The organism is Mycobacterium sp. 1245852.3 (genome assembly GCF_001669335.1).
Taxonomy (GTDB): domain Bacteria; phylum Actinomycetota; class Actinomycetes; order Mycobacteriales; family Mycobacteriaceae; genus Mycobacterium; species Mycobacterium europaeum_A.
In genome coordinates, this window is sequence record NZ_LZLL01000459.1 from 20,433 (window position 1) to 30,916 (window position 10,484).

11 protein-coding genes are annotated in these 10,484 nt (G+C 69.8%); 4 read left to right on the top strand and 7 right to left on the bottom strand.

The window, feature by feature from the left end; all coding sequences use genetic code 11:
• Positions 1-12 precede the first annotated feature (12 nt).
• On the top strand, positions 13-552 hold the full coding sequence (locus A9W96_RS20425; protein ID WP_066880568.1) for a GNAT family N-acetyltransferase: 540 nt from the start codon (positions 13-15) through the stop codon (positions 550-552).
• On the opposite strand, the gene A9W96_RS20430 is transcribed toward A9W96_RS20425, so the two are convergent.
• Genes A9W96_RS20430 through A9W96_RS20455 form a run of 6 tightly spaced genes read right to left on the bottom strand, consistent with a single transcriptional unit; the run spans position 553 to position 7,305 of the window.
• The gene (locus tag A9W96_RS20430) at positions 553-3,267 is read right to left on the bottom strand and encodes a fumarate reductase/succinate dehydrogenase flavoprotein subunit (protein WP_197499588.1); all 2,715 of its coding nucleotides are present in this window, start codon (positions 3,265-3,267) and stop codon (positions 553-555) included. It lies immediately after the preceding gene.
• On the bottom strand, positions 3,264-4,028 hold the full coding sequence (locus A9W96_RS20435) for an ABC transporter ATP-binding protein (RefSeq protein WP_067142535.1): 765 nt from the start codon (positions 4,026-4,028) through the stop codon (positions 3,264-3,266). The genes A9W96_RS20430 and A9W96_RS20435 overlap by 4 nt, the downstream gene beginning before the upstream one ends.
• Positions 4,025-4,897, bottom strand: coding sequence for an ABC transporter permease (locus A9W96_RS20440; protein WP_066861625.1), 873 nt, complete (start codon positions 4,895-4,897; stop codon positions 4,025-4,027). Before A9W96_RS20440 ends, A9W96_RS20435 begins: the two co-directional genes overlap by 4 nt.
• A complete protein-coding gene (locus A9W96_RS20445; protein WP_066880564.1) occupies positions 4,894-6,282 on the bottom strand; it encodes an ABC transporter substrate-binding protein in 1,389 nt (462 codons plus the stop codon). The genes A9W96_RS20440 and A9W96_RS20445 overlap by 4 nt, the downstream gene beginning before the upstream one ends.
• 25 nt (positions 6,283-6,307) lie before the next feature.
• The gene (locus tag A9W96_RS20450; RefSeq protein WP_064885673.1) at positions 6,308-6,538 is read right to left on the bottom strand and encodes a ferredoxin family protein; all 231 of its coding nucleotides are present in this window, start codon (positions 6,536-6,538) and stop codon (positions 6,308-6,310) included.
• Positions 6,535-7,305 carry a GntR family transcriptional regulator gene (locus tag A9W96_RS20455; RefSeq protein ID WP_067142539.1) on the bottom strand — a complete coding sequence of 257 codons (771 nt, stop codon included), beginning with the start codon at positions 7,303-7,305 and terminating at the stop codon, positions 6,535-6,537. The genes A9W96_RS20450 and A9W96_RS20455 overlap by 4 nt, the downstream gene beginning before the upstream one ends.
• 227 nt (positions 7,306-7,532) lie before the next feature.
• Between A9W96_RS20455 and A9W96_RS20460 the strand changes: the two genes are divergently transcribed.
• The 3 genes from A9W96_RS20460 to A9W96_RS20470 all read left to right on the top strand — a co-directional run bounded on the left by A9W96_RS20460 (position 7,533) and on the right by A9W96_RS20470 (position 9,546).
• Complete coding sequence (locus A9W96_RS20460; protein WP_066861616.1) at positions 7,533-8,360, top strand: hypothetical protein; 828 nt, start codon at positions 7,533-7,535, stop codon at positions 8,358-8,360.
• Positions 8,361-8,517: 157 nt separating this feature from the next.
• The gene (locus tag A9W96_RS20465) at positions 8,518-8,844 is read left to right on the top strand and encodes a hypothetical protein (protein ID WP_067142542.1); all 327 of its coding nucleotides are present in this window, start codon (positions 8,518-8,520) and stop codon (positions 8,842-8,844) included.
• Positions 8,845-8,877: 33 nt separating this feature from the next.
• Positions 8,878-9,546, top strand: a complete 669-nt coding sequence (locus A9W96_RS20470; protein WP_067142545.1) for a response regulator transcription factor — start codon at positions 8,878-8,880, stop codon at positions 9,544-9,546.
• On the opposite strand, the gene A9W96_RS20475 is transcribed toward A9W96_RS20470, so the two are convergent.
• Positions 9,528-10,484, bottom strand: a 957-nt coding sequence (locus A9W96_RS20475; RefSeq protein ID WP_067142553.1) for a HAMP domain-containing sensor histidine kinase, incomplete at its 5' end; no start/stop codon positions are given. The two genes, A9W96_RS20470 and A9W96_RS20475, sit on opposite strands and share 19 nt — an antisense overlap.

The following is a 10,484-nucleotide window of genomic DNA, read 5'->3' on the forward strand; positions in this document are numbered from 1 at the left end:
AGTCACATCGCGATGCCCGAATATCCACCCGACCGCATCAGCGGGCCGCGGCTGTCGCTGCGGCCGCCCACGCTCGACGATGCCGGTGCGCTGTTCCAGCGGGTCGCCCGCGATCCACAGGTCACCAAATATCTGCTGTGGGCGCCGCACCCGGACGTGGCCGCCACGCGGCGGGTGATCACCGAGAAGCTCAACACCAGCGCGGACGAGAAGACCTGGGTGATCGAGTCGCGGCACCGCGGCGAGGTGATCGGGCTGGCCAGCTGCCGGCGCTCCGCGCCGCACTCGGTCGAGGTGGGCTACTGCCTGGGCCGCCGCTGGTGGGGCAAGGGGTTGATGTCCGAGGTGCTCGGCATGCTGCTCGCCGCCCTCGACGCCGACCGCGAGGTGTATCGGGTGTGGGCCACCTGCAGCGTGGACAACACGCGCTCGGCGCGACTGCTCGAGCACGCCGGCTTCTTCCTGGAGGGGCGGCTGGCCCGGCACGCGGTCTACCCGACCATGGGGCCCGAGCCCCAGGACAGCCTGCTCTACGCCAAGATTCTGCGCTGACTAGCTGTGCTGCACCGCGCCGTCGAGTTCGAGCGCGCGGCGCGCGTAGGCCCGCACGTCGGCGTCGCCGTCCTTGAGCGCGATGCCCAGCGCGTCCCGGGCGGCGGGCTCGCCGGCCCACCGGGTCAGGCTCAGCACGGCCGCCTTGCGCACGTCCAGATGGGCGTCACCGAGCGCCTCAGCCAGCTGCGGAACCGCGAAGTCGACCGGCGCGCCGCCCAGGGCGCGCGCCGCGCCTTCCCGCACCTGCCAGGCCGGCGCCCGCAGCGCCTGCTTGATGGCGGCGTAATCCTCTTCGCCGCAACCCAATTGGCCCAACGCCGCCAGCGCGGCCGCCCGAACCAACGGGTCGGAGTCGGCGACGAGCCGGCGCACGGCCCCGGTCGCCGGGGCCGCCGCCCCCCGCAGCGTCGCCAGCCCGGCCGCCGCCGCGATGCGGACTTCCCGGTTCTCGTCGTCGGCGGCGGCGACCACGCCGGCCGCGTCGTCGACGGACACCAGCGCGCGCACCGCCTCGATGCGCACCCGATGATCGACGTCCTCGAGGGCGCGACGGTATTGCCCGGCGTCGCCGGCCCGGCGGGCGGCCAGCACATACACCGCCGCGGCCCGCACCACCCGATCGCCCGAATCCAGGTGCCGCCGCACGCTTTCCGGCTCCGGCAGCACCTCGACCAGCTCGCGGATGCCGTCGGCGCTGGTCAGTCGGACTCCCGCGTCGTCGTCGCTCAGCGCGGCCACCAGCGCCGGCGCGTACCCGTCGGGGATGTGCTCGGTCAACGTCGACACCGCGGTGCGGCGCACCCCGGGATCCGCGTCGGCGAGATAGGGGCCGAGGTCGGCCATCGTGGGCTCCTCGAGCGCCAGCACCTCGGCGATGCGCGGCGAGGGCGGCTCGAATGTCGTGCTGGCCGAGTTGATTCGGGACACCGCGGTGGCCGGCGCTTGCCCGCCGACCAGCGGCGGCTGCTCCACCGGGTACACCGTCTGGTCGGTGGGCGGCAGGCCGTCCAGCTCCGGGACGGGCACGAAGTAGGGCGCCACCGGCCGCTTGAGGAACACCATCTCGCCGTGGTCGTCCTTGCGCAGGTTGAGGTGATAACCCCATTGATTGTCGTCGCGGCCCGGCAGGTCGGCGCGGTCGTGGTACAGCCCCCAGCGCGATTCGGTGCGGGTGTGCGACGATCGGGCGGCCATCTCGGCGCAGTCCCGGATGAACGACACCTCGACCGCGCGCATCAGCTCGTGCGGATTGCGGGCGCCCATCTCGGCGATCTCGGCGCTCATCCGCTCGAAGGTGCGGATGGCCAGCGACAGCTTGGCCCCGGTCTTGGGGGGTGCGACGTAATCGTTGACGAAGCGACGCAGCTTGTATTCGACCTGCGGTTGCGGCGGTCCGTCCGGATGGCGCAGCGGGCGGTAGATCAGCTCGTGCGCCTCGCGCACCTGATCGTCCGGAAGCCGTTGCGGCGCAGCCACTTCGGTCAGCGTCGAGGCGGCGTGCGTGCCGGCCAGATCGCCGAAGACGAACGCCCCGATCATGTAGTTGTGCGGGACGCAGGCCATGTCGCCGGCGGCGTACAGCCCGGGCACCGTGGTGCGGGCGTGCTCGTCGACCCACACCCCCGACGCGGAATGCCCGCTGCACAAGCCGATTTCGGAGATGTGCATCTCGATGTCGTGGGTGCGGTAGTCATGACCGCGGTTGGCGTGGAAGGTGCCCCGGGTCGGCCGCTCGGTGGTGTGCAGGATGTTTTCCAGCGCGGTCAGCGTCTCGTCGGGCAGGTGCGACACCTTGAGATAGATGGGCCCGCGCGCGGAGTCGATCTCGCTCTTGACCTCGGCCATCATCTGCCCCGACCAGTAGTCGGAGTCGACGAACCGCTCGCCGTGCGCGTTGACCTGGTAGCCGCCAAAGGGATTCGCCACGTACGCACACGCCGGGCCGTTGTAGTCCTTGATCAGTGGGTTGACCTGGAAGCATTCGATGCCCGAGAGTTCCGCGCCTGCGTGGTAGGCCATCGAGTAGCCGTCGCCGGCGTTGGTCGGGTTCTCGTAGGTGCCGTACAGGTAGCCCGAGGCGGGCAGGCCGAGCCGGCCGCACGCGCCGGTGGCCAGGATGACCGCCTTGGCGCCGACCGTGACGAATTCCCCGGTGCGCGTGTTCAGCGCCGCCGCACCGACCGCGCGCCCGCCGTCCACCAACACCCGGACCGGCATCAGCCGGTTCTCGATCTGGATCTTCTCGCGCATCGACCGCTGCCGCAGCACGCGATACAGCGCCTTCTTGACGTCCTTGCCTTCGGGCATGGGCAGCACGTAGGAGCCCGAGCGGTGCACCCGGCGCACGGCGTATTCGCCGTGCTCGTTCTTCTCGAACTTCACGCCGTAGCGCTCCAGCCGCTGCACCATCGCGAACCCGCGGGTGGCGGTCTGATACACGGTGCGCTGGTTGACGATTCCGTCGTTAGCGCGGGTGATCTCGGCGACGTAGTCCTCCGGTTCGGCCTTGCCGGGGATCACCGCGTTGTTCACCCCGTCCATGCCCATCGCCAGGGCGCCGGAATGGCGCACGTGGGCCTTCTCCAGCAGCAGCACCTGCGCGCCGTTCTCGGCCGCCGACAGCGCGGCCATGGTGCCCGCGGTGCCACCGCCGATGACGAGCACGTCACAGTCGAGCCGGATGGGGGTCGCCGGGTCGGGAATCTGCATCATGCCGCCACCGCCGAGTGATCCAGCGCCGCAACGACTTCGGCGCGCAGCGCGGCGCGCTGCCGATCGACGCGCGGCTCCGGCACGTCGACCAGGGTGCGCAGCGGCTGACCGGCCTTGCCCAGCACGGCGATTCGATCGCCCAGCAGCAGCGCCTCGTCGACGTCGTGGGTGACGAACACGATCGTCGTCGGATGGGCACGCCAGGTGTCGATCAGCAGCCGCTGCATGGCCGTGCGGGTCTGGGTGTCCAGCGCGCCGAACGGCTCGTCCATCATCACCGCGCGCGGCGCCCCGGCCAGCCCGCGGGCCAGCTGGACGCGCTGGCGCATGCCGCCGGACAGGCTCTTGGGCAGATAGTCGCCGAAACCGGTCAGCCCCAGCTCGGCGATCCAGCGGTCCGCCTCGGCGCGCCGCCCGGCGCGGGAGACGCCGCGCAGCCGCAGGGCCAACTCGATGTTGGAGCGCACGGTGCGCCAGGGCAGCAGCGCGTTGTCCTGGAACACCATGCCCCGGTCGCCCGAGGTGGTCGTCACCTCGTCGCCGTCGGCCACGATCCGGCCCGCGTCGGGCCGCAGCAGCCCCGCCAGGGCGCGCAGCACCGTCGACTTGCCGCAGCCCGAGGGACCGGTGAGCACCAGGATCTCCCCCGGGCGCACCGTCAGGCTCAGCCCGTCGATCACGGGTTCTCCGGTGTAGGACAAGCGAACCCGATCCAGTTCCAGGCTCACTGGGACTTGTTTGAGGGCTTGTTCGAGAGTCATCGCTGCTCCTCCTCCGCTCGCGGCAGCCAACTGGTCACCCGGCGGCCCACGACCTCGACGGCCGCCGCTGTCGCGAAACCCAGCACGCCGATGGTGATGATGCCGACGAACACCTGGGGATAGGCCAGCACGGTGTAGTCCTGCCAGGTGCGATAGCCGATCCCGAGCCGGCCCGAGATCATCTCGGCGGAGATCACGCAGATCCACGCCACGCCCATGCCGACCGACAGGCCGCCGAACACCCCCGGCAGGATGCCCGGCAACACCACCTGCTTGAGCACGTCCCACCGGCCGCCGCCCAGGGTGCGCACCGAGTCCTCCCACAGCGTGGGCAGCGCGCGCACCGCGTGCCGGGTGCTGACCAGGATCGGGAAGTACGCCGCGAGGAAGGTGATGAACACGATGCCCGCCTCGTCGGTCGGGAACAGCAGGATCGCCACGGGCACCATCGCGATGGCCGGGACGGGCCGGACCAACTCGGTCAGCGGGCCGAAAGTGTTGGCGACCAACCGGGATCGGCCCAGCAGCACCCCCGTCGCGACGCCGACCACCGCGGCCAGGCCAAAGCCGGTGAGGATGCGGATCAGCGACTGCGCCAGGTCAAGCCAGTACTCGGAAGTCCCGAGCCGGCGGCCCAGCGCGTGCACGATCTCGGTGACGGTGGGCAGCGTGTCGAAGCGCAGCAGCAGCCGGACCTTGTCGGCGGTGAGCAGCTGCCACAGCCCGATCGCGACCACCACAGACACGAGCCGAAGCAGCCGCCACTGCCACGGCGAGCCGGCGCGCCGCGGGGTGGCCGCCGCCGGGACCGTGTCGACGACCTGCGCGGACACCGGGGCTGCCGGGTCGCCGGTCAGATAGGCAGTCATACCGAACCTCCAAGGGCCTGTTCGTAATTCACGATGGTGCCGCCCGGGTGCGCGGCGAGGTAACGATGCGCGCCGGCCGGCGTTCCGAACGGCAGATAGTTCTGTCCGTTTTGCACCCAGACCGCCTTGTCGGCGAACCACCGGGTGCCCAGCTCCGCGTCGGGAACGTAGGCGGCGCGGACTTTGGCGCCGTGGGCGGTCGCGTCCCGCACGGCCCGCAGCAGGCTGGTCGGGTCGGCGACCGTTTGGGTGGAATCGGCACCGTCGAGCCACAGTTCGCTTGCCAGCGCGGGATCCCCGCGCAGCGCGGACGGGTTGGCGGTGGCGGCCCGGGCCGCGTCGTAGTTCAGGCCGCGAGCGCCGAACACGGTGCGCAGCGGCCCGTCCTGGACGAAGCCGGACACGTCGAGGTCGGCGAAGTCACCTATCGACTTCAGGTAGGGCACATCGTTTTTCAGCGCCTCCACCAGTGACGGCTTGAGGGTGGTGTCGAACGAGGTACCGCCGGGGCCGTTGTACAGGTACACCACTTCCTGCGGCAGGCCGCTGCCCTGCGCGACGATGCGCGCCGCCTCGAGCGGCTTGGAGTTGAGGAAGTCTCCTGCGTCCAGTTGTGCCTGCAGGAAGGCGCCCAGCACCTCCGGATGCGACGCCGCATACGAGCGCCGCACCACCACCCCGTGCAGGGTGGGCAGGTTCAGTTCGGCCCCGTCGTAGAGCAGTTTGGCCTTGCCCTGAAACACCAGCAGGCCGGGCCAGGCGACGAACTGCGAAAGACCCTGCACCTGACCGGATTCCAAAGCGGATGCGCCCACCTGCGGTTGCTGGTTGAGCACTTCCACACCTTTGATCCCGGCCCGGTCCAGCGCTCGCATCAACGTGCCGTGCCCGGCCGACCCCACGCTGGCCGAGACCTTGGAGCCGGCCAGGTCGCTCAACGTGGTCGCCGACGAACCCGGCGCCACCACCACCATGTTCAGGGCGCCCTTGGGGTTGTAGCCGGTGATGGAGACGATCTCGGTTTTCGCCAGCGGGTTGGCCTGCGTCTTGGAGCCGTTGATCAGCATCGGGTAGTCGCCCATCGAGCCGATGTCGATCTTCTCGGCGAGCATCTGCGCGGTGATCGGCGCGCCGGTGTCGTAATCCTGCCAGCGCACCGCGTATTTGGTGCCGGTGCGGGTGGTGATGTCGGCCAGCCGGCGCTCCAGGTAGCCCTGCGCGCGCAGCAGCGTACCGGCGGTGACGGTGTTGATGGTCTTGGACTGATATCCCACCACCACGTTGACCACACCGGATGATTGCGACAGGGATTCCAGTGAGCAACCGGCGGTGAGCGCGGCGATCGCGATCACGACCGACGCCAGCGCAATGGCGCGTCGTTTCATCAAAGATCCTGGGGTTGAATGCTTTTCAGCGAAGGAGATAGGGCATGTTGACGGTGACGGCGCCGGTGGGACAGCGCGCCGCGCAGGGGCCGCAGTACCAGCACTCGTCGACGTGCATGAAGGCCTTGCCGGTGTCGGGGTTGATGGCCAGCGCATCCAGCGGGCAGACCTCCACGCACAGCGTGCACCCGTCGATACACAGCGACTCGTCGATGGTGACCGGCACGTCGGCGCGGTTGTTGTTGATCAGCGTCATGGGTTGCTCCTCGTCGGCTCGGCTCTAGTTAGGTTGCCGCGCATGGTGATTCGGTCACCGCGCATCCGGATGTACTCCAGGTCGACCGGGGTGCCGTCGGCCAGGCTGGTCAGCCGCTCCAGCATCAGCAGCGCCGCGCCGTCGGGCACCTGCAGCGTGGCCGCCGAGTGCGCGTCGGCCGGGATGGCCTCGAGCGCCAGCGCCGCCGAGCCCAGCCGCTGCCCGCTCACCTCCTCGATGAGGGAGAACAGGTCGTTGGTTTCCAGCGGATGGTCGAGCACCCGCCGGCCGATGTCCGGGGCGAGGTAGGTGAGGTCAAGGCTGAGCGGCAGATCACCCAGGTAACGCAACCGCTCGACGAACACCGCAGGCTCGCCCGGCTGCAGCCGCAGCCGGCGGGCCACCGACGGCGGCGCGGTGACCGGCATCGCGGCGCGCACCTCGTTGCGGACCTCGCCGAGATCCTTGAACGTCTCCTTCAGGCCCAGCAGCGCGTAGAGGCCGTGGTCGTATTTGCGCTGCGCGACGTGCGTGCCCACCTTCGGCCCGCGGTCGATCAGCCCCTCTTGCTTGAGGACGGCCAGCGCCTCGCGAATGGTGTTGCGCGATACCGAGAATTCGGCGGCCAGCTGCTGTTCGGCGGGCAGGCCCGCCGGATAGGCGTCGGCGTGGATCTGTTGGCGCAGCACGTCGGCGACCCGGCGGGCGCGATTGGCCCGGGAGTCTTGAATATCCCGGCTAGGTACTGGGTGCGCCACGGGAGTCACGCTAACGCAGCTCAGGGCCACTTTTCGGGTCGCCGATGGGCGTCGGTGACGGCCCCCGGGCGTATTGCGCCGGGCGGCGTTCGGGCCCGACCAGCGAAAACCGCCACCCGCCGCGCCATTGCGCCACCTGCGGGAACCCGTCGGCTTTGTGATCCCGGTGAGCAGAACCTGCCATGCCGTCAAACTCCGGATTCCGTGTCGCGCACCGATGGCGGAAGATAACGAGCATGACCGACGTCTCGAAACTCGCGTTGACCAAGGTGCCGGCCGTCACCCTCGGCTTTTGGGTCATCAAGGTGTTGGCGACGACGCTGGGCGAGACGGGCGGCGACACCGTCACGATGACCCTGAATTGGGGCTACGCCGCCGGGGTCGCGATCTTCGGCGTCGCGCTGGTGGCGCTGGTTGCGGCGCAGATCCTGGCCAAGCGGTTCCACGCGGTCCTGTACTGGGCGACGATCGTGGCCTCGACGACGTTCGGCACCGTGCTGGCCGACTTCGCGGACCGCTCGCTCGGCATCGGTTACACGGGCGGATCGCTGCTGCTGCTGGCCTGCCTGCTGGCCACCCTGGGCTGGTGGCGGTGGTCCCAGGGCACCGTATCGGTCAGCACCGTCTCGACGCCCAGAGTGGAGGCCTTCTACTGGGCGACCATCACCTTCTCGCAGACGCTGGGCACCGCGCTCGGCGATTGGCTGGCCGACACCCGCGATCTCGGTTACGAACGCGGCGCGCTGGTGTTCGCGGTCGGCCTGGCGGCGGTCGCCGCCCTGTACTTCTGGACCTCCATTTCCCGCGTCACCTTGTTCTGGGTCGCGTTCATCCTCACCCGGCCGCTGGGGGCGACGGTGGGTGACTTCATCGACAAGCCCGTCGCCGACGGCGGCCTGGCGTGGAGCCGCCCGCTGGCCTCCGCGGTGATCGCGGCGCTCATCGCGGTGTTGCTGGTCATCATCCCGCAGCGCCCCGGCCGGCACCCCGGCCAGCCCAAAGACGATGCGCCGGAAGCCGATCCGGCCGGCGGCGCCGAGCACTCGGACCGCGACGCGCGCTGACCGGCCGGTCCGGCGCCAGCGCTCAGCGAGAAGTTAACTCCGAAACCGGGCGCCACCCGCGGCAATGACGCCGGCCCGAGCCGGCTCTCAACGATTTCACAGCGCTTCGGCCGTAGCGTGGCAAAGATCGGTGATCACGGCGTACAAAGGAGCGGGGATGCCACCCGGCACGCGCCAGCTTGCAGGCACGCCCGTGATGATGCTTCCCCCAATGGGTTTGCGGGAGCGTCGCATTGAGGAATGCCCGACCATGTGGTTCAACCGCGACTTCTTCGAACGACCGTGGCCCGACTGGGCAATCGACGTCGACGTCGAGCGCCTGACGACGTTCTTCAGCCACACCACTCCCGGTGAGACCCTCGTCGGCCACCCGGTGCGCATCACGCTGCGAAGCGCCGGCGCCGTGTGGGTGGCGACCAACCGGTTCTGCCGCATGGGCGGCCCGTTCGCCGAGGTGCTGATCGAGGCTCGCTGGCCCGACTGAGGCCGGGTCCGGCCCTCGACGTAGCGTTGACACATGAGAGTCCTGCTCGTCGAGGATGAACCACGGCTGTCCGCGACCGTGACCAGGGGGCTCAAGGCGGAGGGGTTCGTCGTGGTGGCCGTCGGCAACGGTGTCGACGGGCTGCGGGAAGCCACCGAAAACGCTTTTGACGTAATCGTTCTCGACATCATGCTGCCCGGCCTCAGCGGTTATGAGGTGCTGCGGCGGATGCGGTCGCACAACGTGTGGACGCCGGTGCTCATGCTCACCGCCAAGGACGGCGAATACGACGAGACCGATGCGTTCGATCTGGGTGCCGATGACTATCTGACCAAGCCGTTCTCGTTCCGGGTGCTGGTGGCGCGACTGCGGGCGCTGGTTCGCCGCGGCGCACCGGCGCGGCCGGTGGTGCTCAAAGCCGGGTCGCTGGCGCTCGATCCCGCCCGGCACACGGTGAAACGGGGCTCGACGCCGATCGCGTTGACTCCCCGCGAGTACGGCGTGCTCGAGTACATGATGCGCAACATGGACGTGGTGGTGACCAAGGCCGAGATCCTGCAGAACGTCTGGGATGCCCACCATCACGGCCCGGACAACGTCGTCGAGGTCTATGTGGGCTACCTGCGCCGCAAGATTGATGTTCCCTTCGGTACCAACACCATCGAGACGATCCGGGGCGTCGGCTACCGGTTGCTGTGCTGAGACCCCTGCCGCGGCAACGTCACAACCATCGTGGTTCCCCCGTACGGCGGGTCGTCGATGGCGACCGTGCCCCCGTGGGCGGTGACGACCTCGGTGACGATCGCCAGGCCCAGCCCGGTCCCACCCCCGCTGCGGGCCCGGTCGGAGTCCAGGCGCACGAAACGTTCGAACACCCGGTCGCGGTCGGCGGGGGCGATTCCGGGGCCGTCATCGCTGACGGTCAGGATCGCCGTCGCGTCATCGCCGCGGACTTCGATGGCGACACACGAAATCGCATGTCGCACAGCATTTTCGACGAGGTTGCGGATCATCCGCGACATCGCCACCGGGTCGGCGTCCAGGCGCACCGGACGGAGATCGGTGTGGATCACGCACCGTGCGTCGCGCCGGGCCCGGTCGGCCTCGGCCCGCGCGAGGTCGTCGAGGGCCACCGGCTCCTTGCGCCGCAGCAGCCGCTGCTCGTCCGCGCGGGCCAGCAGCAGCAGGTCTTCGATCAGCGTGTGCATGCGCTGCGCCTCGGGCAGCAACGTATTGACCGCCAGCTCGGCGTCGAGCAGGTCGGGATGGGCCTCGGCCACTTCCAGCCCGGAGATGATGGTGGCCAGCGGGCTGCGCAGCTCGTGGGAGGCGTCGCCGACGAAGCGTTGCTGCGCGCGGTGACCCGCTTCCAGCCGCGAGAGCATCTCATTCATGGTGACGGCCAGGGCCGCGATCTCGTCGTGGCTGTCGGGGACCGGAACCCGCTCGGCCAGATCGGACGTCGAGATGTCGGCCACCCTGGTCCGGATCGCGTCCACCGACTGCAGCGAGCGGCGCACCAGCCAGTAGGTCGCCCCCGCCACCACCGCGACAATCACCGGCGCGCTGCAGGCCAACAGGATCGCCAGGGCCCGCGCGGTCCCCTCGACCGCCTCGCTGCCCCCGCCCACCAGCACCGT

Bases quoted from the DNA above. Each gene is read 5' to 3' on its own strand.
- A9W96_RS20440 (WP_066861625.1), bottom strand. From the start codon at position 4,897: ATGACTGCCTATCTGACCGGCGACCCGGCAGCCCCGGTGTCCGCGCAG.
- A9W96_RS20430 (WP_197499588.1), bottom strand. From the start codon at position 3,267: ATGATGCAGATTCCCGACCCGGCGACCCCCATCCGGCTCGACTGTGAC.
- A9W96_RS20470 (WP_067142545.1), top strand. From the start codon at position 8,878: ATGAGAGTCCTGCTCGTCGAGGATGAACCACGGCTGTCCGCGACCGTG.
- A9W96_RS20450 (WP_064885673.1), bottom strand. From the start codon at position 6,538: ATGACGCTGATCAACAACAACCGCGCCGACGTGCCGGTCACCATCGAC.
- A9W96_RS20460 (WP_066861616.1), top strand. From the start codon at position 7,533: ATGACCGACGTCTCGAAACTCGCGTTGACCAAGGTGCCGGCCGTCACC.
- A9W96_RS20425 (WP_066880568.1), top strand. From the start codon at position 13: ATGCCCGAATATCCACCCGACCGCATCAGCGGGCCGCGGCTGTCGCTG.
- A9W96_RS20465 (WP_067142542.1), top strand. From the start codon at position 8,518: ATGCCACCCGGCACGCGCCAGCTTGCAGGCACGCCCGTGATGATGCTT.
- A9W96_RS20435 (WP_067142535.1), bottom strand. From the start codon at position 4,028: ATGACTCTCGAACAAGCCCTCAAACAAGTCCCAGTGAGCCTGGAACTG.
- A9W96_RS20445 (WP_066880564.1), bottom strand. From the start codon at position 6,282: ATGAAACGACGCGCCATTGCGCTGGCGTCGGTCGTGATCGCGATCGCC.